Source organism: Marinobacter nauticus (genome assembly GCF_003634635.1).
In the GTDB taxonomy this organism is placed as follows: Bacteria; Pseudomonadota; Gammaproteobacteria; order Pseudomonadales; family Oleiphilaceae; genus Marinobacter; species Marinobacter nauticus.
Genome location: NZ_RBJB01000002.1, coordinates 293,044 through 313,095 on the forward strand (window position 1 = coordinate 293,044; position 20,052 = coordinate 313,095).

At 54.1% G+C, this 20,052-nt stretch carries 26 protein-coding genes and 1 pseudogene; 20 read left to right on the top strand and 7 right to left on the bottom strand.

Translation table 11 applies throughout. The features are described from left to right. Positions 1-93: 93 nt before the first annotated feature. From C7436_RS01410 to C7436_RS01445, 8 genes and pseudogenes are all read left to right on the top strand, one after another. Positions 94-1,557, top strand: a complete 1,464-nt coding sequence (locus tag C7436_RS01410; protein ID WP_121206425.1) for a malate:quinone oxidoreductase — start codon at positions 94-96, stop codon at positions 1,555-1,557. A 29-nt stretch (positions 1,558-1,586) separates the two neighbouring features. Beyond that, the gene (locus C7436_RS01415) at positions 1,587-2,048 is read left to right on the top strand and encodes a methyltransferase family protein (protein ID WP_121206426.1); all 462 of its coding nucleotides are present in this window, start codon (positions 1,587-1,589) and stop codon (positions 2,046-2,048) included. 34 nt (positions 2,049-2,082) lie between these two features. Continuing rightward, positions 2,083-2,280: pseudogene (locus C7436_RS18875) on the top strand (GntR family transcriptional regulator); the annotation flags it as partial. A 105-nt stretch (positions 2,281-2,385) separates the two neighbouring features. After that, positions 2,386-3,483, top strand: a complete 1,098-nt coding sequence (locus tag C7436_RS01420) for an aminotransferase-like domain-containing protein (RefSeq protein WP_228198065.1) — start codon at positions 2,386-2,388, stop codon at positions 3,481-3,483. A 116-nt stretch (positions 3,484-3,599) separates the two neighbouring features. After that, positions 3,600-4,988 (top strand): cytochrome c oxidase accessory protein CcoG, encoded by a 1,389-nt coding sequence (gene ccoG / locus C7436_RS01425; protein WP_121206428.1) that lies wholly within the window; start codon positions 3,600-3,602, stop codon positions 4,986-4,988. A 241-nt stretch (positions 4,989-5,229) separates the two neighbouring features. Further along, positions 5,230-5,535 (top strand): hypothetical protein, encoded by a 306-nt coding sequence (locus C7436_RS01430; RefSeq protein WP_014421613.1) that lies wholly within the window; start codon positions 5,230-5,232, stop codon positions 5,533-5,535. A 333-nt stretch (positions 5,536-5,868) separates the two neighbouring features. Beyond that, positions 5,869-6,345 carry an NUDIX hydrolase gene (locus C7436_RS01440; RefSeq protein WP_121206431.1) on the top strand — a complete coding sequence of 159 codons (477 nt, stop codon included), beginning with the start codon at positions 5,869-5,871 and terminating at the stop codon, positions 6,343-6,345. A gap of 142 nt (positions 6,346-6,487) precedes the next feature. Then, positions 6,488-7,057, top strand: coding sequence for a pyridoxamine 5'-phosphate oxidase family protein (locus C7436_RS01445; protein WP_121206432.1), 570 nt, complete (start codon positions 6,488-6,490; stop codon positions 7,055-7,057). Positions 7,058-7,064: 7 nt separating this feature from the next. Here the strand turns inward: C7436_RS01445 and C7436_RS01450 are convergent, their stop codons facing one another. Then, the gene (locus tag C7436_RS01450) at positions 7,065-7,529 is read right to left on the bottom strand and encodes a MarR family winged helix-turn-helix transcriptional regulator (protein WP_121206433.1); all 465 of its coding nucleotides are present in this window, start codon (positions 7,527-7,529) and stop codon (positions 7,065-7,067) included. A 183-nt stretch (positions 7,530-7,712) separates the two neighbouring features. Here C7436_RS01450 and C7436_RS01455 point away from each other — a divergent pair, with 183 nt between their 5' ends. Together C7436_RS01455 and C7436_RS18785 are read left to right on the top strand one after the other, a co-directional pair. Further along, positions 7,713-8,693: a LysR family transcriptional regulator gene (locus tag C7436_RS01455; RefSeq protein ID WP_121206434.1), complete on the top strand. Its 981-nt coding sequence runs from the start codon at positions 7,713-7,715 to the stop codon at positions 8,691-8,693. 75 nt (positions 8,694-8,768) lie between these two features. Next, entirely contained in the window at positions 8,769-8,939 is a 171-nt protein-coding gene (locus C7436_RS18785; RefSeq protein WP_170155409.1) for a hypothetical protein, read from the top strand. A 65-nt stretch (positions 8,940-9,004) separates the two neighbouring features. On the opposite strand, the gene C7436_RS01460 is transcribed toward C7436_RS18785, so the two are convergent. Next, positions 9,005-9,874: an AraC family transcriptional regulator gene (locus C7436_RS01460; protein WP_121206435.1), complete on the bottom strand. Its 870-nt coding sequence runs from the start codon at positions 9,872-9,874 to the stop codon at positions 9,005-9,007. Between the two features lie 110 nt (positions 9,875-9,984). On the opposite strand from C7436_RS01460, the gene C7436_RS01465 reads away from it, so the two are divergent. The 7 genes from C7436_RS01465 to C7436_RS18995 all read left to right on the top strand — a co-directional run bounded on the left by C7436_RS01465 (position 9,985) and on the right by C7436_RS18995 (position 13,724). Continuing rightward, positions 9,985-10,455: a YHS domain-containing (seleno)protein gene (locus tag C7436_RS01465; protein ID WP_014421588.1), complete on the top strand. Its 471-nt coding sequence runs from the start codon at positions 9,985-9,987 to the stop codon at positions 10,453-10,455. Positions 10,456-10,539: 84 nt separating this feature from the next. Beyond that, positions 10,540-10,824 (top strand): BufA1 family periplasmic bufferin-type metallophore, encoded by a 285-nt coding sequence (locus C7436_RS01470; protein WP_121206436.1) that lies wholly within the window; start codon positions 10,540-10,542, stop codon positions 10,822-10,824. 5 nt (positions 10,825-10,829) lie between these two features. Then, a complete protein-coding gene (locus tag C7436_RS01475) occupies positions 10,830-11,741 on the top strand; it encodes a DUF692 domain-containing protein (RefSeq protein WP_121206437.1) in 912 nt (303 codons plus the stop codon). Further along, a complete protein-coding gene (locus tag C7436_RS01480; protein ID WP_121206438.1) occupies positions 11,728-12,477 on the top strand; it encodes an HvfC/BufC N-terminal domain-containing protein in 750 nt (249 codons plus the stop codon). Before C7436_RS01475 ends, C7436_RS01480 begins: the two co-directional genes overlap by 14 nt. Positions 12,478-12,489: 12 nt before the next feature. After that, positions 12,490-12,945 carry a DoxX family protein gene (locus tag C7436_RS01485; protein ID WP_121206439.1) on the top strand — a complete coding sequence of 152 codons (456 nt, stop codon included), beginning with the start codon at positions 12,490-12,492 and terminating at the stop codon, positions 12,943-12,945. Positions 12,946-13,052: 107 nt separating this feature from the next. Then, the gene (locus tag C7436_RS01490; RefSeq protein ID WP_121206440.1) at positions 13,053-13,391 is read left to right on the top strand and encodes a thioredoxin family protein; all 339 of its coding nucleotides are present in this window, start codon (positions 13,053-13,055) and stop codon (positions 13,389-13,391) included. A 201-nt stretch (positions 13,392-13,592) separates the two neighbouring features. Then, positions 13,593-13,724 (top strand): ferredoxin family protein, encoded by a 132-nt coding sequence (locus C7436_RS18995; RefSeq protein WP_370257175.1) that lies wholly within the window; start codon positions 13,593-13,595, stop codon positions 13,722-13,724. Between the two features lie 24 nt (positions 13,725-13,748). Here the strand turns inward: C7436_RS18995 and dsbG are convergent, their stop codons facing one another. Next, positions 13,749-14,519 (bottom strand): thiol:disulfide interchange protein DsbG, encoded by a 771-nt coding sequence (gene dsbG / locus C7436_RS01500; RefSeq protein ID WP_322934335.1) that lies wholly within the window; start codon positions 14,517-14,519, stop codon positions 13,749-13,751. Positions 14,520-14,800: 281 nt separating this feature from the next. Between dsbG and C7436_RS01505 the strand changes: the two genes are divergently transcribed. Continuing rightward, positions 14,801-15,679, top strand: coding sequence for a helix-turn-helix domain-containing protein (locus C7436_RS01505; RefSeq protein WP_228198068.1), 879 nt, complete (start codon positions 14,801-14,803; stop codon positions 15,677-15,679). Positions 15,680-15,826: 147 nt separating this feature from the next. Beyond that, positions 15,827-16,267 carry an RNA polymerase sigma factor gene (locus tag C7436_RS01510; RefSeq protein WP_228198026.1) on the top strand — a complete coding sequence of 147 codons (441 nt, stop codon included), beginning with the start codon at positions 15,827-15,829 and terminating at the stop codon, positions 16,265-16,267. Between the two features lie 208 nt (positions 16,268-16,475). Here C7436_RS01510 and C7436_RS01515 read toward each other — a convergent pair whose 3' ends face one another. Together C7436_RS01515 and C7436_RS01520 are read right to left on the bottom strand one after the other, a co-directional pair. Continuing rightward, positions 16,476-16,946: a nuclear transport factor 2 family protein gene (locus C7436_RS01515; protein ID WP_014421578.1), complete on the bottom strand. Its 471-nt coding sequence runs from the start codon at positions 16,944-16,946 to the stop codon at positions 16,476-16,478. Between the two features lie 46 nt (positions 16,947-16,992). Continuing rightward, a complete protein-coding gene (locus C7436_RS01520) occupies positions 16,993-17,670 on the bottom strand; it encodes an RNA polymerase sigma factor (RefSeq protein ID WP_228198027.1) in 678 nt (225 codons plus the stop codon). A 108-nt stretch (positions 17,671-17,778) separates the two neighbouring features. On the opposite strand from C7436_RS01520, the gene C7436_RS01525 reads away from it, so the two are divergent. Then, positions 17,779-18,348 (top strand): TetR/AcrR family transcriptional regulator, encoded by a 570-nt coding sequence (locus C7436_RS01525; RefSeq protein WP_121206445.1) that lies wholly within the window; start codon positions 17,779-17,781, stop codon positions 18,346-18,348. Positions 18,349-18,374: 26 nt separating this feature from the next. On the opposite strand, the gene nrtS is transcribed toward C7436_RS01525, so the two are convergent. Continuing rightward, positions 18,375-18,620 carry a nitrate/nitrite transporter NrtS gene (gene nrtS / locus C7436_RS01530; protein WP_121206446.1) on the bottom strand — a complete coding sequence of 82 codons (246 nt, stop codon included), beginning with the start codon at positions 18,618-18,620 and terminating at the stop codon, positions 18,375-18,377. Further along, positions 18,607-20,028 carry a dihydrolipoyl dehydrogenase gene (locus C7436_RS01535; RefSeq protein WP_121206447.1) on the bottom strand — a complete coding sequence of 474 codons (1,422 nt, stop codon included), beginning with the start codon at positions 20,026-20,028 and terminating at the stop codon, positions 18,607-18,609. Before C7436_RS01535 ends, nrtS begins: the two co-directional genes overlap by 14 nt. Between the last annotated feature and the right edge of the window lie 24 nt (positions 20,029-20,052).

Consider the following 20,052-nt stretch of genomic DNA (forward strand, 5'->3'; position numbering starts at 1 on the left):
CGATGAATTTCCCGTGTTGGCCGCAAGCATGCTAACGTCAACACAGGTACTCTATTGAATAGCTTCATTAAACGGACTCTGGTGGGCAGGCATATGAATGTGATCGTGATCGGCGCAGGAATAATGGGAACCACTTTTGCCACCCTGGCGAAGGAGCTGGCGCCCGAACTGGATATCACCATTCTGGAGCGACTGGACAGCCCCGGCGCGGGCAACTCCTGGTCTTTCAACAATGCCGGCACAGGCCACGAGGCCAACTGCGAGCTTAACTATACGCCGGTGGATGGCGAGGTAATCTCGGTGGAGAAAGCCTTGAAAATCCATGCCCAGTTCAACGTTGCCAAGCAGTTCTGGGCCTACCTTGTTCGAAAAGGTGCGATAAAAGAGCCCACTAGCTTCATCAACCAGACCCGCCATTGCACTCTGGTCTCCGAGCCGTCCATCGAGGAACTCAAGCTACGCTTCAAGGAAATGTCCGCTCACCATTTTTTTGAGCGCATGCGCTTTTCCGAGGAGTTTGACGAGATCAAGAGCTGGATTCCCTACACCATGGACGGCCGGCCCCGGAATGAAAAAATGGCAGCGACCGTTGTGGAAACGGGAACCGATGTGAATTTTGGTGCCCTGACTGAACAGATGGCGGAATACGCGACGAAGCAGTTGGGCGTAAAAGTCGAGTATGGCGTCCATGTAAAGCGGGTGCACCGAAACCCAGCGGGGAGCTGGTTGGTAGAAACACAAAGCCGGGGCGCTGCCGTTCAGCATCGAGCCGACATACTGTTTGTTGGCGCGGGCGGGGGTGCCTTCCCCATTCTCAAGAAAAGTCATTTGCCGTTTGCCCGGCGGTTTACTGGTTTTCCGGTGGGCGGGCGTTTTCTGCAGGCGGAAATTACCGAAGAGCAGGCCCGTCAATACCGCGCAAAAACCTACGGCAAGGCGGAAGTTGGCGCACCTCCAATGTCTGTGCCGCATCTGGACCTGCGGGTGTCTGATGGCAGGCATTATTTGCTGTTCGGCCCATTTGCCTCATTCAAGCCCGTTCTGGAAAAAGGGCGCGGATTCATTGATTATCTGAAGGCCATGCGCCTGCACGATATCCCCGGGTTGCTGAGCGTCGCGATAGAGCATTTCCCTCTCGTGAAATACCTGGTTTCTGAGACCTTCAAAGGTGAAAAAAGCATGCTGGAGTCGCTGGAGAAATTCGCTCCGGGCCTGAGCTCCAGGTTTGACTGGAAGCCTGTTGAGGCTGGCCAGCGGGTTCAGATTATCAAGGATGGGGATCTGCAGATGGGCACAGAGATTATCGTGTCGAAGGATAAAACCTACGGCACAATACTTGGGGCGTCGCCTGGCGCTTCGGTGTCACCTGAGGTGATGCTGCGTGCCCTGGAGCAATTGTTCCCGGCGGTATTTGCCGGAGAATCCGCCAGATCCAAGCTGAAAGAGATGTTCCCTGAGGACAATCTGGATACACTGATCAGCAATCCGGAGCGGTATCGCGAGATTCGGGACGCCGTAAACTCAGCCTTGGGCATCCAGTCAGAGATACCAGCGTAGCCAGGCGTTCTCAGGGACGAACACAAATAGTGAAAGCACTTGAACTCAAGGTTCCACCCGTTGTTCTGGTTATCCTTTTCGGGGCGGCCATGTGGGCTATTTCGAGGCTGTTGCCGTCTGGCTACTTTACGGTTCCGGGCAGGCTGATTCTTTGTACCCTCATGGTCCTGGCTGGCGCAGGTATTGCCCTGGCCGGCGTTCTGGCATTTCGTGCAGCAGGCACCACCGTGGACCCTCGTACGCCTCATCAGTCTGCCAGCCTGGTGGTTGACGGGATTTACCGTTACACCCGCAATCCCATGTACCTCGGATTTCTGCTGATGCTTATTGCGTGGAGCCTGTATCTGGGCAGTGTATTTGCTGCGCTGTTACTGCCTCTGTTCATGCTGTACATGAATCGCTTCCAGATTAAACCCGAGGAACGTCATATGCGGGCATTATTCGGGGACGATTACGCCCATTACACCTCACGTGTTGGGCGATGGTTCTAACCGGGGAGCGGCATATCGCCGGGCTGCACATGTAATGGCATCAGGCAAACCAAGATACCAAGTTCTCGAGGCATCTCTGCGCGAAGGCATACTGTCGGGGCGGTGGCGGCCTGGCGAACGCATACCTTCAATAAGAAAGCTATGCCAGAACCATAGCCTTGCCAAAATTACCGTTCAGCACGCACTGCAACGTCTGGAAGCGCAGGGGTTGGTCGAGGCTCGTGAACGCAGTGGCTTTTTTGTGTCTATGGCGCCAAACCGATTTGAGAGCCCAAGTCATCCTGTAACGCTGGAAGCGCCTCAGCCCGTATCCGTCAGTCAGGTTTTTCAGGACATTATGAGCCGAAGTGCGGCTTTCGATCTGCTACCGGGCTCCGACAAGAATGAAGTACCTGCTGGCATCGTGCAGCTGAATCGCTCTATTTCCCGGGCATTGAGGCGCCAGCGCGGAGACTTTCAATACTATGATGAGCCGGCAGGAGACCCTTCGTTACGGCAACAGATAGCGCTGCGGGCGGCAAAACGTGGTTGGCAGGCAGAAGCAGATGAGCTTTGCATCACGTCTGGTTGCCAGCAGTCACTGTTCCTTGCGCTGATGGCGGTATGCCAAAAGGGTGATGTCGTTGCGGTTGAAGCACCCGGTTTCTATGGAGTTCTTCAGTTGCTGGAGCAACTGGGGCTTCAAGTAGTAGAGATTCCGGCATCGGCGGAAACGGGACTGGATGTCGGTGCTTTTGAGCAAACATTGCAGCGTTGGGACATCAAAGCCTGCGTGGTCTCTCCGTCGTTTGCTACCCCCACTGGCGCTTCAATGTCACTGCATTCCCGAGTACATCTGATAGAGCTCGCAGAACGCCATGATCTGGCGATCATAGAAGACGACATATACGGCGAGTCTGGCTGGCTGGTCGTGCCGGATACACTGAAAGCCGTCGACCACCCGAACAGGGTCATCCACTGTAGCTCGCTTTCCAAAGTGCTTTCCCGGGACCTGCGTTTGGGCTGGATATCCGGAGGGCGATGGCACGACGACATCGTTCGGCTGAAGCTTACATCACAGCTTGCCAGTAGCCGGTTCATTCAGCGCGGAGTTGCAGATTTTTTCGCGGATGGCGGGTATGCGGCCTACCTGCGGCGATACCGCCAGCAACTGCAGTGCCAACGAGACCAGTTGCTCGATTTGCTGGGTACATGGCCCATCCCGATTCGGGCAACTTCTCCGGCAGGAGGGTTGGCGCTGTGGCTGGAATTGCCAGAGCATGTTGACACCATAAAGCTGTATAACCGCGCCTTGGACGAGGGTGTCGTGATCACTCCAGGTGAGCTATTTTCGATGTCCGGGAAATTCTCAAACTGTTTACGGCTCAGTTTTGCGCACCCCTGGACGAGAGCCAGAGCTGAGGCATTAATGCGGCTCCCCGGTCTGATGGCCTGACACAAACCCTCATCTGTCCCTATCAATTTCAAAAAATGTGGTCCTGCCTCTAATAAACCAATACCTCTATCCTGCCGCCACTCGATCACATCCGATGACAGGTAAGGGGTGCAGCGGTGACCCAGCTCATTTCCGTAAAACAGCTCGACCAGGCGCCTGGCGCCAGAGGAAACCAGAAAATACAGCCACGATCCTTTACGGGCCTTTATCGACGCTTGAGGCTCTGCGGAGGAGCTGTACTGTTCGCCCTGTATTTTGGGGTCGTCTGGCTGAACTGGAATGACCGTCAGGCCGTGCTTTGGGATCTGGCGGCGAAAGAGTTCCATATCTTTTCAGCCACGTTCTGGCCAGAAGATCTCATTCTGTTATCGGCAATTCTTCTGATATGCGCATTCGGACTCTTCTTTATCACGATGTGGGCCGGCCGTGTGTGGTGTGGCTATGCCTGCCCACAAAGTGTCTGGACCTGGGTATTCCTGTGGGCAGAGCGCTTAGCCGAGGGCGATCGCTCCCGAAGAATCAAGTTGGACAGAGCCGGGCCAAGTGTAAATAAAGCAGCCCGAAGAGCCTGCAAACATGGCCTCTGGCTCATAATCAGCCTGATTACCGCGATTACGTTTGTTGGATATTTCACCCCGATCCGGGCCCTGACTGGAGATTTGGTGAGCCTGGAGGCGTCTGGCTGGGCTGCGTTCTGGGTCTTCTTTTTTACCGCAGCCACCTATTTGAATGCGGGCTGGCTCAGGGAGAAGGTCTGCTTTCACATGTGCCCTTATGGCCGCTTTCAATCTTCCATGGTCGATGCCGATTCGATGGTAGTGAGCTATGACGCGGCGAGGGGAGAGCCCCGGGGTTCTCGTCGAAAGGGTGAGCAGCGCGCCCCGGACGACGGCCTCGGAGACTGCATTGATTGCCAGTTGTGCGTTCAGGTCTGCCCGACAGGTATCGACATTCGCGACGGACTGCAAATGGAATGCATTGGTTGCGCGGCCTGCATTGATGCCTGCGATTCCATCATGGACAAGATGGGGTACGACCGGGGACTGGTTCGCTATGCGAGCGAGCGGGAACTGGCCGGTGGCCTTACCCGTGTGCTGCGACCCCGTCTGATCGGCTATTTCCTCCTGCTGGTTTCGACGATCGCCTTGTTCTCCTGGGGCGTCGCGTCCCGGCCGCTGGTGACCCTTGATGTAGAGCGGGATCGAGGGATGTACCGGTTTACTGCAGACGGTCAGATTGAAAACAGCTATCTGTTGAAAGTAAGAAACAAGGACAGCGAGGCGAGGTTTTTTATACTTGACGCAGTAGGACTTGAGCATGGCGAATATCAGGGGCCAGGCAGTCTGGCGCTGGAGCCCGGGGAAAAAGCCGAGATTCCCGTATCCGTTACCTATCCGCCCGAATATCTCTCCAGTGCCGATGTGAATATTCAGTTTGAAGTCATCTCAATGGACAGTAAGGGTGCGCCTGTAACCTCCCGATCAACCTTCCTCGGGCCCAGGTAGTGTCTGGCCACGGCGAGCATCCTATCTCTTGCCGTCACTACATGCCAAATGCTGGCATGCCCGAGAGGGTGTGCCAGTTACCGGCATGGCGCGTCACTTGTGCCAGCAGCTGGCATCGCTATAATTGGCGCCCGCTTCGGCGTGCCCAGGCTGCGATTTTACCGCTCGGCCCCGGCTACGCCAGAAACTGGCACCGGCAGAAGCTTGTGCCACTTGTTGGCATGACGCCTCCAGAGAGTCTATGTACCGCGATTTCAAGACCACCCTTGAGCTCATTACCACTGTGCTGGATAACGCTGATCTGACTTCAGATGAGATCCGAAGACGTTATGCCAACATGCCTGACCGGACATTTAAGCGACACATGGCGATTGCCCGCAAACACGGCGCACAGATGGAATGTGTCTCTGATCCTGCCGGCCGCTATACCTGGATTTGTCGCAACAGAAATCAGATAGAGAGCCGAGTCCGAACCTGGCTGATCTTTGAGCGCGAACGAACACTGGTGGGCGATTCCCAGCTCGACCTTTTGCATCAGTCGCTGTAGTGGCTGTCGCCACCATTGCCTCGATTTTGCTAAGCTTTCAGAGAGCAGGGAGAAGATGCAATGGCCTTCCATAACCCGGATCCGAAAATCCGTGAAATCGAACGTGACAATGCCCGACTACGTGCCGAATTTTTCGCCGAACTGTTTGGCGGTGCCTGGCGTGTGTTTCGCCGGGTTTTGTTGCGCTGTCGGGTCCGCCAGCCGCGCGTTTGTTGCATGAAAACGGAGTGCGCACCCCACGAACATTCTGATCAGCGAAGTGCAAGCTGCTCACAGGTACCGCGCTGACGTTTGCCCCGTATACCTGACGAACAACGACGAGATTGGCATTTTATGGCTGCGGCAACCGAAAGTGAGCTTCGGAGTAACCGATATATGCACCCGGTGGTGGCGACGATTGCGGTGCTTTTCAGGAACGATGAGGTTTTGCTGGTGCGCCGTGCTAACCCGCCGGACGCGGGTCGCTGGGGGTTTCCGGGTGGAAAAATGGAACTGGGAGAGACTATCGAAGCCGCCGCTGTCAGGGAGTTGTTCGAAGAGACCGGCATTCGGGCGACCGCCGGTAAGGTATTCAATGCTGTGGATGCCTACGACGTCGGGGCTGAAGGGCATCTTCGTTCCCACTTTGTCTTGATCGCCGTTCTCTGTTATTGGGAGGAGGGTGAGCCGATAGCCGCCGACGATGCACTGGATGCGGCGTTCGTTCCGATGGCGAGCCTGGGCTCAAGCGACCTCGCTCTGAGTCTTGATGTTGAGGAGATTGCGCGAGAAGCCTACCAGCTGACGCTTACAGCTAGCTCTGACACATAGTCAAGTATGTTTTTTGGGGTCGTGGTGCCGCGAAAGGGATAGGGCTTTTTAACAATCATGGCGATGCGATGTAACACCCGAGCCGGCGGGGTTACTGATAGACAGCCTTAACAACGATTGTAGCAACCTTCAGGAGCCCACCATGGCGCATAAATTTGCGGAAATCGCTTTTACCCAGGCTGTTAAGCAGGTTCAGGAGGAAATGGGCAGCCGGTCGGGTTACTCATCCATTGAGACTGGCCCGGACCGAAATCATCTGTTGAGAGAGCGGGAACGCTCGTTCATCGAAGCGCGTGACAGCTTCTATATCGCCAGCGTTAGTGAGACAGGCTGGCCATACATTCAGCACCGAGGTGGGCCAGTCGGTTTTTTGAAGGTAATGGATCAGTCGACGATCGGGTTTGCTGATTACTCGGGCAACCGTCAGTACGTCACAACGGGAAACGTCCTGAACAATGATCGCGTGGCGCTGTTCCTGATGGACTATCCGAACCGTAGGAGGCTGAAACTGCTCGGCCGGATGGCGCTTGTGGGTTCCGACCAGCCGTTGATTCTGGACGATCTGCAGGACGGTCATTATGACGCGAGAGTAGAGAAGGGCATGCTCATTCACGTCGAAGCCTTCGACTGGAATTGTCCGCAACACATAACCCCTCGCTACACTCAAGCAGAGGTCGAAGCCCTGCTCGAGTTCATGCGCGACGAGGTCTGAACCAATATCACAGGGAAGACTGAAGCTTACCGCTGTAGTGCCGGAGTTTGCCTACGGTTACCGACCAGTCATCTGCCCCTACCATATCGGTAAACTCTCCGTGAGCTTCTTCCCATCGTACCAGTGCTTGCTGATATATTTCCTCGCCCTCCGCCGTCAGAGCCAGGCCTAGTGAACGCTTATGGCCAGTTGGCTGGGACTGCAGCAAACCCTTGGCAATCAGTTTTTCAACCGTGCGCTGGAGTGATGTCCGCTCCATGCCGAGTAGCTCCGCCAGCTCGTTGATAGAGTTTGGGGGTGACAGTTTGATGGCGTTCAGAATTGAGAACTGGGTAATCCTGAGACCGGTATCGGAAAGGTGATGGTTGTAGTGCCGGGTTACCAGCCGGGAAAAAACGCGGGAGTAGAGCGCAGCGCAGGTTCTGGCAACATCAAGCGGCGTTGTTTCCTGATCGACAGACTGCTCAGACATGTTGGGCTCCTGCCCTTGAAGTGTATATGCATGATCCTAGGTCGTAGTACATGCATTGTCCAGACAATCGGATAAATGGATTTGCTGCGAATCTGGCGTAGCTCCAGTAACAGATAGGCCCGCTGGACGTCTGTGCAGTAAGGATCACTCTATAACGTCCTCATCAAACACGAGGGAGGCACCATGAAAAACCAGGAACTTAACCTGTTACACGTGTTCAGCGCCATCATGACGGAAGGTTCAATCACACGAGCGGCGGACCGCCTAGGTATGACCCAGCCAGCGGTTTCGAACGTGGTGTCCCGAATGCGGACGGCCTGGAAAGATCCTTTGTTTGTGAAGCGGGGGCGGCAGGTAGAACCGACCTCGTATGCGCAAAGCCTTTGGGAACAGATCCGCAATCCGCTGTACGAACTGTCCAATGCGGTAAACTCCACACGCTTCACGCCCAGTGAATCCCGCAGGACGTTCAGGGTAGCTGTTACCGATCTGATTCTCGAGATGGTCTGGCAACCGCTGGTCTCCGAGCTGCAGAGAAGTGCGCCGGGGATTGATCTCCATGCGGTTCCTTTCTCGCCCGCCACTGCAGCGAACCATCTGCGTGAGGCAAGTGTCGATTTCGTGATCGGTTTTTTCGAGCAGCACGATCACAGCCTGAGAAGCCTCTGGCTGTTCGACACCGGTTATGCATTGGCCATGAGAAGTGGCCATGAACTGAGCGGCCGGGCAGTTGATCTTGATTCCTTTCTCAGTGCTCAACATCTGCTGGCAACCATGTCTGGCGAGGCCCATGGTGTTGTCGACGATACACTCAACCGGCGTGGTCTGGAGAGACGCGTGGCGGTGACGGTAAACCACTTTTCCGCGGTTCCGAATCTGCTCAGGAATTCCGACCTGGTTGCCACCATCCCGGAAGTTATTACCGGAGACTGCGAATTCTGCGCAGGTATTTCCATCACGAGTCTGCCAATTGAGGTGGAGCCTACCAGCCTGTACCTCGCATGGCACACTCGCCACGACCGGGATCCGGGCATTATCTGGATTCGGAGCGTGATCGAACGGGTCGCAAAAGAGCGTTGGGCAAACGCGATGGCGGCCAGAGCGCTCGATTGCGGTCCGCTAACCGTGATTAAACCCGCCCTGGACAATCGGCCCATTAACTAGAACGCTTGTCCCTTTGTGGCGGTGCTCCGGTGGTTACTATTTCTCTCGTAGACATCAACCACTGGATAAACCAACATGAAAAACATCACTGCCAAAGCCTTGCTTCTTGTTTCCATCGCCCTGATCTCCGCTTCCGCCAGCGCAACCCTGGCGGACCGAAAATCAGACATCGAAGATTACAGTCACTCCGTGAGTAGCCTGTACAGCGGTCAAAAAGTCATTCGCGGCCAGGTTATTCTGAAGTAAAGCGCAATACCAACTAAAAAGGGGCAAGGATTCAGAATCCTTGCCCCTTGGCTGTTGCAGCTCTATCAGGCCACGTTTGCGTTTTCCTCAACTACGTTTTTCTCAGCTTCGGCGGCTGTCGCGTTCAGTTTTTTCCACTCCCTCGGCGTCATGCCTGTATTCTTTTTGAAGGCCCTGGAGAATCCAGAGGCGTCCTCATAGCCCACCTCAAAGCAGATAATCGACATAGGCTTGTCCTTCAGGATGAGTTTTTTCGCCGCGGATATCCGTGAGTTCTGAACATATTCGCCAGGTGCCAGACCGAGCACGTTCTTGAAGTGCTGAATAAAGGTCGAGCGGGACATCATCGCAACTTCAGCAAGCTTCTCCACGGAAAGGTCCCCGTTCAGGTTGCTGTCAATGCGATTCAAGACCTTGCTGAGCTGTCGATCCGCAAGCGCGGATAGCATTCCCTTGGGTGTTTCCCCTTCGGAGACAATGTGCCGGAGCACATTCACGAAAATCACCTCGACCAGTCGGTTCATAACCGCGTCCCGTCCCTCCTGGGCAGCTTCGGCTTCAGCGAACAGCACATCCACGAATGATCCGAGGCCCTGAACCGAAGAGAGTGGAAGTACGACTGTTGGAGGTAGCGCACCAAGGACCGGGTTGCGCGACCCAGTCTGAAACTTGATTGACGCGCAAATCATCTCGGCGCCTTCCTTGTTGGCACCGAAAAGCTGATGGGGCTGGGACCGCACTGAGAAAATCATGGTTGGTTCTGTGAGCGTAACCTTCTCCCGGTTGCCTTCCATGATGTCGAGCACCCCCGAACGGAGTACATGGATGTAACCGGTTCCTTCTTCTTCAAAGGAAGCGAGACCACAAAGCTGACCCCGAAAGAACACGCCGGCGTTTACGTTGAGCTGGTCGAGAATGTAAGAAAGCCTGTCCATAAGCCACTCCAGATAATTGGCATAGAAGTTTGAACGATCGTACTCATTCAGTACCGCCCGAGGTCTTAATGTTTCAAACGTAGTCATCATTCATTCAAAGGAGATACCCAATGACTCGTTTCAACAAACTTCGTGCCTTCGTTGCTGTTGCTGCCATGAGCGCTGCCTCTGTTGCTTTTGCTGCTGATATCGACATGAATGCCGACGCCAATGATGTTGCCATCAGCGGCTACGATCCTGTGGCTTACTTTTCCGATTCAGAAGCTACCAAGGGTTCTGCGGAATACACCGCCACCTACAAGAACGCGATCTACCATTTCTCCAGCGCCGAGAATCGTGATCTGTTCCGTGCCGACCCCAGTGCCTATGCGCCTCAGTACGGTGGTTACTGCGCGTTTGGCGTAACCATGGAGAAGAAGTTCGACGTTGATCCCGAAGCCTGGCGGATTGTCGATAACAAGCTCTACCTGAACCTGAACAAAGACGTGCAGAAGCGTTGGCTCACCGATGTGCCCGGTTTCATCGCCAATGCCAACGACATCTGGCCGGAGATCAAAACTGTGGAAGCAGCCGAGCTGTAATTCCCTGCCAATGATATGAGCACGTCCCGGGGTCCTTGGCGTTATTGCTCGGGGACCCTGAAACAAACTGTGAAGGTGATAGATATGAACCAGAAACTTCTTTTCAGCGCGGCACTGGCGGCGGCATTGGCCGGCGCCAGTGCCGCGCCCCTGGCTCACGCAGGTGGCAAAGAAAAGTGTTACGGCATTTCGCCTGTAGGTGGTAACGATTGTGCGAACCTTGCCGGAACCCACTCCTGTGCAGGGCAGTCCAAAGTCGCCAACGACCCGGGTGAGTACAAGATTGTCGAGAAAGGCACCTGCGAGGATCTGGGTGGTTTTGACAAGGAAACGGCCCTGAAAATCATTGCTGAGAAAAGCAAGGGTTAAGCGCCATGAGTAATCGTCAGGCCACAGTCCAGAGCCAGCCGGAACTCAAGAAGACCGCCGTTGGGGTAGGGCTGCGATCCGAGCACTATCAGGACGTACTGGAACAGGCACCCGCGCTCGATTTTCTTGAGGTTCATTCGGAGAACTTCTTCGGAGACGCCGGCATCGCTGTCGATCTGCTACAAGAGATCTCGGCCAGCACGCCGATCAGTCTGCATGGCACCTCGGCAGGTCTAGGGTCTCTTGAGTCTGTTCCTGACGATTACCTCAAAAAACTGAAACGCCTCGTGGAACGGGTGGATCCGGTGCTCGTGTCGGACCACCTGTGTTTTACCTGGGCGAGGATCGGTGGAAGGCTCTTTCACGGTGGTGATCTGCTACCCATTCCCTACACCAAAGACAGTTTGCAGCATGCAGTGAACAATATTGACCGCGTGCAACAGTACCTTGGCCGTCAGATCGCTATCGAGAATGTCTGTGCCTACATCGAGTTTGACCAGAGTGATTTCGACGAGGCGAGTTTTCTCAGTGAAATCGTAGCTCGCACGCAGTGTGGCTTGATCCTCGATATCAACAATCTGATGGTGAACGCCCGAAATGGGCAAGTCTCAAATCTGGAGAACTTTGTTGATCGCTACGTCGGATCACTCGACCACTCTGCGATCACCGAGATTCATCTTGCGGGCTCGACGCCCGTGGGTGAAGAAGAGCTGCTGATCGACGACCACGCCTGCCCGGTATCTGAGGCTGGCTGGCAAACCTACGAACGCGCACTCAATGCGATCGGCCCAAAGCCCACCTTGATTGAGTGGGATAACAACCTCCCATCCTGGCGCGAGCTTCTTGGGGAGGCTACCAAGGCCAGAAAGGCTCAGCGCCGGGTACTGGGGAGGGAGCACAGCCATGAATCTCTCTGATTACCAGGCTCATTTCCTCGAATTCCTGTTCGGCGGCACGAGCAATCCGGTGCGGCCCAATTCAGAGGTGTATCGATTTGGGGTTGAGGCAAAGGCAGTTCGAGCCCTCGAGCAAGGTTATCCAACCGTGAGGGCACTGGTAGGCCCTGCCGACTTTGAAGGGCTGGCCCTCGATTATTTCAGGATGATCCGCAAACAGAGCGGAGACTGGGGCGATTTCGGCTGGGGCTTCCCGAGCTGGATTATCTCGCATCGGATCTCAGACCGCGTTCCTTATCTCTCCGATGTGGCGCGCCTCGACAATTACATCGGGCGAGTCGAGAGAAGCCAATATGAAGAGGTGAACGTCGACAGCTTCGCCGTAATTGGAGAAGACCTGGCGTCCTGCTCTCTGATTCTCAACAAAGGACTCCAGTTTTTCCGCTCCATGTACCCGGTGGTCAGTATCTGGGAGGCGCACAAAAGCGAGACACCGAAGGACACACTCAGTTTTGCTCAGGCGAAGAGAATGATCGCCAGGGGCCGAGGCCAGAATGCGCTGATCTATCGCGCAGGTTGGAAAGGGATGGCGGAACTCATTCCTGAGAAAGACTTATTGTTGCTGGAGTCAGTCAGAAACCAGCGGAGTATTGCCGAAGTCTTTGGCGAGGATGTTCTGAAAGACACCAGCTTTACCCATTGGCTGCAAGACATGATCGCAAAAGGCGTCATTGTTGGCGCCAAAGCCATTCATTAAGAGGAGATTGACATGAAAACGTTGGCATACAGTTTCTATGGTTTGAACGATTCGGTTCAGCGACTGATTGGCAGCCTGCTACCCATTGCACTGCTTCTCGGGCGGCTTTATGTGGCCTGGGTCTTTTTTAAAGCTGGTCTCACAAAGATTGATGACTGGGGAACCACGCTGTTTCTGTTTGAGGAAGAATACAGTGTTCCGCTGTTGAGCCCCGAGTTTGCGGCCTTCCTGGCGACCTTTGGTGAACTGGTTTTTCCGGTGTTGCTGGTCATTGGCCTGTTTTCCCTGGTGTCTTCGTTGGGTCTGTTCGTCATCAACATTGTTGCGGTAATCAGTCTTGAAGCGATCGCGCCAGCAGCGGAACTGTATCACGTGGTCTGGGGCTTGATCCTGATGGCTCTGGCTATGTGTGGTCCGGGTGTGTTCTCCCTGGATAAGCTGATTGGCGACCGGTTGAGAAAAGCCTGAGCCATAATCGTTCACCCCTTGGCGTATTCGGCATTTACCCTCGCATCGATATTGTTCACCGAGTACGCCCTTTTTATTCTTCAGAAAGTTCCCGGAGGAACCTCGTTGTGCCGATTGTAAATCTGAATACGTTTGACGAATTGGGCGATCTCGCCAATAAACACGAATGGTTGCTCCTGGATTTCTGGGCACCCTGGTGTGCGCCATGCAAGGTCATGAATCCCGTGCTTGAACAGTTCAGTGAACTGAATCCTGATAATGCCATCATCAAGGTGGATGTGGATCAGGAGCATGAAATCGCTGCCAAATTTGGCGTCAGGGCCATTCCGACACTGGTTCTGTTGAGACGAGACCAGTTCATGGGCCAGGAAACCGGGTCGAAATCCCTGAAGGATCTGAACAAGTGGATCGACGGCCTGAAACATAAGGTATCGCAGTTGGCGTGAGTTGTTGCCGGTTTTAAGAGTACACTCAGTTTGCTGGGCTTAACCCCGGCTTTTTTATTTGCAAACCGGGTAAGATGTCCACTCATCCTCCATCCCGACGAAACCCATGCACGTGTTTAAGAAATAGATCAGACGATGACAGGCAACATACCGAAATGCCAGTCTTGGGGCTCCCCAGCCTGTACCTAGATGTGTGCGCAGATGTGCCCAACGGGGATTGATATTAGCGACGATTCGCAGATTAGGTGCACCGGATGTGCGGCATGCATGGATTGGTCCGACCAGTGTTGGGACCTAACCCGATTGGCATCGCAAATCGGGGCCGGCTTTTGATCGAAAGGCCGCCCCGAATGAAGCCTACGGATTCATAATGCGCTTGAATTCATTTTCTGGCGGCAGCCCAAGCCGCACTCCAACAGTCCCGGTGCCGTCTTTGTAATAAATTCCGGGAGTGGCACTGACACCAAGCTCCGACATCAGCCGGTTATTAGCTTCTACTTTGGCCTGGCCACGCTCGGACGCATCGTCTACCGGCACAATGCCGCCGCTTCGGAAGGACTCAAAGTTTTTGATGTAGGCTCCGAGGGGCTTCTTCGAACCAAGGATTGTTGCAGCTTTTGCGACGCTGTCGTGGGCCAACACGCCTACCACGATATGTCGGATTTGAACGGTACCGGCATTGAGCCAGGGCAAAGCGGCTGTGCGAAACCTGTGGCAATAGGGGCAATTGGGATCGACGAAGGCGTAAATGACGGTTTCGGCGTTTGGGTTGCCGTCCTGAATCCAATGGCTATTCTCGAGCTTGCTCCACGCTTGCTTATTCTGGGCATCGATGAACAACTCCTGCACCTTTGGCGCTGAGAGGTTGGCGCCATTCTTATCAATCAATGTTCCAACGAATGCGTGTTCGCCATCGCGCGTAACATAGATCGTGACCGGGGAGCCTTTTGAATCCAGTACATATCCGGTCATTCCGTCGACAGCTTTGAAAGACGACACAACTTTCAGGCCTCGATCTGTCACCTGTCTAATGATTTCTGAGTGGCCGCCGGAAGCGTGGGCTGTTGCCGAGAAAAGAAAGGCTGCGCTGATTAAAGCAGACAGCCCGGAGGTTGATTTTTCTATGATTGCTACCCATTTTCACAATTGGATCAATTGGTTGATGGGGTAATGTATTTCGAATCATGGTTGGAAAGGCGGCAGATTATGCCGAAAAATCTGCAGAAGGTTTTAAGTACTCGAACCCCGGCGAGTCTGAATTTAACTATTGCCTTTCACTCTGGCTACGTTTTAATCTAAAGGTAGTTGCAAATAACAACTAAAGAGCATCTGAGACGTTACAGACGCAGGATGTAACAGGGCCCATCTCCGAGGGCAGTGCCATTCCGTATGATGAGTGGACTGAAAAACTGGGCACTGCTTATGGGCTTTGGAAGCCGAGGAAAGCCCCGTCTGATGACTTTACGGCAGGAGTCGTTCATCGTTCCGTTGGTAACTTCGGGATCGTCAACTGCGTTTGCGACCCCTGTGGTGGTGCTCGCCAGGCTAAAGAGATATCCGGCGATGACCTGGAGACAGTCATCTTGCAACTGGTTCTTTCGGGGCAAGAGAGGTTCACGATTGATTCGAAACGCTTCGAACTTATGGCCGGGGATATTATTTTATGGAATACAACGCGCCCAATGACATTCGATGTTACGGAAAAGCTGCACAAGATCTCGGTGCTGATGCCACTGGCGCGTTTAAGGAACTGGCTGCCAGGCTCTTGGCATCTGATTGATAATAAATTCGCCAGAGACTCCACCACAGCATCTTTGTTATGCGCGTTGATACAGTCAATGGCGCCGCAATTTCTAGCCGGCAGGCTGGAGAACAGCGACGCTTTAACGGATGCGCTGATGGGTACACTGGTCAGTACTCTCGGACCGCCGACTAGTCGCGGCGAGTTTTTTGAACGTCATCAACTAATTCGGATCAAGCGTTTCATCGATACACATTTGAATAATCCGGACTTATCCCTCCAGGGTATTGCTTCTGCGCACCAAATTTCCTTGAGGCACCTGCATTCTCTTTTCCAATCGGAAGGGCAAACTGCATTGCAATATCTGATAAGCCAGCGCCTGCTGCGCTGTCGGCGGGATCTTTCGAATCCTGCGATGACGGGCCGAACGATCACGGAAATAGCGCTTGGCTGGGGTTTCCAGCATCCCACTCACTTCAGCAGACGTTTTAAGTCCGAGTTTGGCTTGACCCCCTACGAATTTCGGCATACCTCGAATGCCGATTGACTTTGCCAAGACCGAGTGAACAAGCCTGCACGGACAGTTCAAAGAAGATTCACCCAGAAGCATGCTGCCACCTCTGAATCCCCCTAATGTGGATGCATAACTGATCTATCGAGATGTGTCCCCAAGGCGGAGCTGGAGGAGTGCAGCATGAATATCCAACCAAAAAACATTCGGAAATTAACCGCCTTTGAGCGGGAGGCTGATTTAATAGAAGGCTTGCAAACCGGGCATCGGATCGCTTTCGATGAAGCGTATCGGAAATACCACCCAGTGATGCTGAGGGTGGCAGCTAAATACGCCTCTACAGCGGTTGCCGAAGATATTGCCCAGGAGGCCTGGTTGGCTGCAATTGGGGCTATCGCGTCTTTCGAGGGCCGTTCGTCGCTGAAAACCTGGCTGTGCCGGATAGTGACCAATAAAGCGTTTAATACCTATCGGGAAAAGCGGCCGGAATTCCCTGCGACGCCAAGCCTTGCAATGCTGTCAGACCAATCAGCCGAGAACCAGGGAGTGCTTCCTGTCATCTCAGCGAACCGGAACTCGCTGTGCAGACGTCCAGAGACCGGGAGCGCATTCAGATTGAAATGAAGAATATGAACCGGGAGCACGCCCACGCGATTCTGTTGAAAGGTATGACCCAACTGACGGGCTCGCAGGTATCTGACGTTCTGCAGATTTCCCATGGAAACCTCCGGGTCATTCTGCATCGAGCGAGAAACGAGCTAGCGGCCGTCCTCCAGGCATAAGGGTAGCGACCGCGCTCTTAAAGTTAATAGTCCGCCAGCTCGATAAGGTATCAGAGCCCCAGATCGCTCAAGCCGGGGTGATCATCCGGTCTGCGCCCCAGGGGCCAACGGAAAAGACGATCTGACTCTTTGATGGGACTGTCGTTGATGCATGCAAAACGGCGCTGCATGAGACCGTCCGCATCGAATTCCCAGTTTTCATTGCCATAGGAACGGAACCAGTTCCCGCTGTCGTCATGCCATTCGTAGGCATAGCGCACGGCGATGCGGTTGTCGGTATAAGCCCAGAGCTCTTTGATCAGACGGTAATCCAGTTCACGATTCCATTTGCGGGTAAGGAATTCTTCAACCTCCTCGCGGCCATTGGCGAACTCGGCCCGGTTACGCCAACGGGTGTCTTCCGTGTAGGCGAGGGCGACCTTCGCAGGGTCACGGCTGTTCCAGCCATCTTCTGCAAGGCGGACTTTTTCAATGGCGCTTTCACGGGTAAAGGGAGGTAGTGGTGGACGTTGGGTGCCCATATAGTTTCTCCAGTTTTAGCAAATCACAGATAAAAAGCCGCCTGGCTCAGAGCAGAGCGGCCAGCTCGTTTCGTGCACGGTGCAGGATGACCCGCAGGTTTCCATGGGAAATCTGCAGAACGTCAGATACCTGCGAACCGGTGAGCGGGCTCATCCCCTTCAGCAGAATTGCGTTGGCGTGATCCCGGTTCATATTCTTCATTTCAACGCGAATGCGTTCCTGAACCTTTGCAGTCTGGGTAGCCAACTCAGGTTCGCTGAGATGCCCGGCGGCGCCATTTAATTGGTTATCCGGTGAGTTATCGGACAACAGGGCAAGGCTGGGCGTCGCAGGGAATTCTTTACGTTTTTCCCGGTAGGTATTAAACGCTTTATTGGTCACGATCCGGCACAGCCAGGTTTTCAGCGACGAACGGCCCTCGAAAGAAGCAATGGCTCCAATGGCTGCCATCCAGGCCTCCTGAGCGATATCCTCGGCAACCGCTGCAGAGGTGTATCTGGCCGCAACTCTCAGCATCACTGGATGATATCTCCGGTAAGCTTCCGTAAAGGCTTTTGGTTGCCCGGCCTGCAGGCCATCTATCAAATCAGCTTCAAGCCCAAACACGGGCGCTTTCCGCGTGGTTTTGATTTGTATGTCCATCGTGCTCTTCTCCGTGTCGTATTCGCTGGTGGTTCGTAAATGGCACCGACAACAACACCAGTCAAAAAACACCTTGTTCATAACGCCCGTGGCATTTCCTGAAGTAGACAGGTCGGTCTATTTTTAATTCTAGACAGATCTGTCTAATTTGGTCAAGATATATTCAGTGAAAAAAATAGAGGTCTGGAGATGGGACGAAGACAGGATTTGATCGATACGGCATTGCGACTGTTCTACGAGCACGGAATTCATGCTATCGGTATCAACCAGGTGCTTCAGGAGTCGGGTGTCGCAAAGCAAACGCTCTACAACCACTTCGAGAGCAAGGACAGCCTGGTAGAGGCGGCTGTCGAACATCGAGACAAGCTGTTTTTCCAATGGCTGGAGTCGCGAATGAACAGTCGACCGGCAGGAAGGGAGGCTCTCATGGAAATGTTCGATGCCGTTCACGATTGGTTCAATAACCGCGTACCGACACTGCATCGTTTCTACGGGTGCTTTTTTATCAACACCTGTGGTGAGTACAGTGATCCCGAGCATCCGGTACACAAACGATGTGCGGCTCACAAAAGCAGGATTTTTGAACTCCTGAAGCGGCATGCTCTGGAAATCTACAGTTCAGAAACTGATGCAGAAGAGTTGGCTAACGCTCTGTTTTTACTGAAAGAGGGCGCTATTGTTAAGGCCCACGTTGAAGGTGATCTGGATGCTGCGCTGAAGGCAAAAGCGATTGCCTCAAGGATGATTTCGCCGCACTGAGAGTCAGCGCGGCGAAATCAGGGTAGTTAACGATACCTGGAAACGGGCACATTCAGCCCGGAGGATTTCTGGCAATCCCGCTCGCTGGACAGCTTGCCGAGCATGAAAACGCAGAATGGAACGCAGTAGGTCAAGGCTGCCGGCAGCCACTGAATCTTCTCGTATCCGAACAACGCATCATGCTGGTTGATCAGCGACAGAATCGAACCTACTACGAGGGCAACCTTGGCCGCCTGTTTGTGGTAACGCCTGAACAGTTCAAGCAACTGCATGGGATACCTCCTCACGTTCTATCTTTTTCAGCTGTTCTGCGGCATCCCGGAAGGCGGTGCGGACACCCTCTTCAATAACCGGGTGATAGAAAGGCATCCCGAGTATCTCGTGTACCGTAAGAGACTGCTGCACGGCCCAGGCCAGTAGGTGGCCAATATGCTCCGCAGCCGGTCCAAACATTTCTGCGCCCATTAGAGTGCCGTTGTGCTGGTCTGCGTAGACCTTCAGCATTCCCTGGTTTTTGGCCATTACCCGGCTTCTTCCCTGATTGTGGAAGCTAACCTTCCCGGTAATGAAGGTGTGTGGCACCAGTTCGTGGGCTCGCTTGCCCACACTGGCAATCTGGGGGTCGGAAAAGACAACGCCCAGCCCGGCACGTCGATGACCGGGTTTTACAGTGGGAAAGGTTCCCGCGTTGCTGCCCGCGATACGCCCCTCATCGGAGGCCTCATGCAACAGGGGCAGCTCGTTGTTGGCATCACCGGCAATAAAGATGTGCGATGCACTGGTTTGCATGGTTAATCGATCGAAGACAGGAGCGCCGCGGGTGTCCAGCGCGATTCCGGTATTTTCGAGGCCGAGCTTGTCAGTGTTTGGTATGCGGCCGGTTGCCGCCAGAACATAGTCAACCACAACCGTATGAACGATGCCTCCTTGCGTGCGGTAGGTGACCTGAACACCGTTCAGGATTTCTTTTGCTGCAAGGACCTCGGCATGAAGGACGAGATCAAATTCGGACTGGAAAGTATCCGCCGCAATTTTCCGGATTTCCGAGTCGGCAATGCCTCCGATCGATTCTTTGCGCGACAGCATCGTAACCTTGACGTTGAGCCGGCTTAGAGCCTGCCCCAGTTCCAGACCGATAACACCTGTCCCGACAACCAGTACGGATGCCGGAAGTTGCTCCAGTTCGAATACATCGTCATTAACGAGCAGTCGGTTACCCGCGTCCTTTAGTGCTTCGGGGATAAATGGTCTGGACCCTGTTGCAATAACAATCCGGTCGGCAGTGATTTCGAGACCGTTATCGATCTGCAAACGATGGGCGTCCAGGAAGCGTGCGTAACCACGGACCTTATGGCTATCATCAAAGTCGTCGACGTCTTCGACAACAAACCCGACGAAGCGGTCGCGTTCTCTCTTTACCCGGTCAAGTACCGCTGAACCGTCGGTCTCGACGGTCGGCACATTGAGTCCGAATACCCCTGCATGCTTTGCGCCGTGGGCGGCCTCTGCAGCGGCAATCAAAAGTTTACTGGGCATACAGCCCACACGGGCACAGGTGGTGCCATAGTGGCCACCCTCTATCAGCGCGATGCTGTCGATATGTTTGCGAGCTTCCCGGTAGGCACCCATACCCGCTGTGCCCGTGCCAATGATGGCAACATCCACTTTTCGTTTGAGCATGCTTGCTGTCCTCTATGTCTCTGG

Coding starts and splice junctions, on each gene's coding strand:
- C7436_RS18995 (WP_370257175.1), top strand. CDS start 13,593: ATGTGCCCAACGGGGATTGATATTAGCGACGATTCGCAGATTAGGTGC.
- C7436_RS01410 (WP_121206425.1), top strand. CDS start 94: ATGAATGTGATCGTGATCGGCGCAGGAATAATGGGAACCACTTTTGCC.
- C7436_RS01480 (WP_121206438.1), top strand. CDS start 11,728: ATGAATCTCTCTGATTACCAGGCTCATTTCCTCGAATTCCTGTTCGGC.
- C7436_RS01470 (WP_121206436.1), top strand. CDS start 10,540: ATGAACCAGAAACTTCTTTTCAGCGCGGCACTGGCGGCGGCATTGGCC.
- C7436_RS01450 (WP_121206433.1), bottom strand. CDS start 7,529: ATGTCTGAGCAGTCTGTCGATCAGGAAACAACGCCGCTTGATGTTGCC.
- C7436_RS01445 (WP_121206432.1), top strand. CDS start 6,488: ATGGCGCATAAATTTGCGGAAATCGCTTTTACCCAGGCTGTTAAGCAG.
- C7436_RS01520 (WP_228198027.1), bottom strand. CDS start 17,670: ATGAACAAGGTGTTTTTTGACTGGTGTTGTTGTCGGTGCCATTTACGA.
- C7436_RS01460 (WP_121206435.1), bottom strand. CDS start 9,874: ATGGACAGGCTTTCTTACATTCTCGACCAGCTCAACGTAAACGCCGGC.
- C7436_RS01485 (WP_121206439.1), top strand. CDS start 12,490: ATGAAAACGTTGGCATACAGTTTCTATGGTTTGAACGATTCGGTTCAG.
- C7436_RS01510 (WP_228198026.1), top strand. CDS start 15,827: ATGAATATCCAACCAAAAAACATTCGGAAATTAACCGCCTTTGAGCGG.
- C7436_RS01465 (WP_014421588.1), top strand. CDS start 9,985: ATGACTCGTTTCAACAAACTTCGTGCCTTCGTTGCTGTTGCTGCCATG.
- C7436_RS01475 (WP_121206437.1), top strand. CDS start 10,830: ATGAGTAATCGTCAGGCCACAGTCCAGAGCCAGCCGGAACTCAAGAAG.
- C7436_RS01535 (WP_121206447.1), bottom strand. CDS start 20,028: ATGCTCAAACGAAAAGTGGATGTTGCCATCATTGGCACGGGCACAGCG.
- C7436_RS01420 (WP_228198065.1), top strand. CDS start 2,386: ATGAGCCGAAGTGCGGCTTTCGATCTGCTACCGGGCTCCGACAAGAAT.
- C7436_RS01430 (WP_014421613.1), top strand. CDS start 5,230: ATGTACCGCGATTTCAAGACCACCCTTGAGCTCATTACCACTGTGCTG.
- C7436_RS01525 (WP_121206445.1), top strand. CDS start 17,779: ATGGGACGAAGACAGGATTTGATCGATACGGCATTGCGACTGTTCTAC.
- C7436_RS18785 (WP_170155409.1), top strand. CDS start 8,769: ATGAAAAACATCACTGCCAAAGCCTTGCTTCTTGTTTCCATCGCCCTG.
- nrtS (WP_121206446.1), bottom strand. CDS start 18,620: ATGCAGTTGCTTGAACTGTTCAGGCGTTACCACAAACAGGCGGCCAAG.
- C7436_RS01440 (WP_121206431.1), top strand. CDS start 5,869: ATGGCTGCGGCAACCGAAAGTGAGCTTCGGAGTAACCGATATATGCAC.
- C7436_RS01455 (WP_121206434.1), top strand. CDS start 7,713: ATGAAAAACCAGGAACTTAACCTGTTACACGTGTTCAGCGCCATCATG.
- C7436_RS01515 (WP_014421578.1), bottom strand. CDS start 16,946: ATGGGCACCCAACGTCCACCACTACCTCCCTTTACCCGTGAAAGCGCC.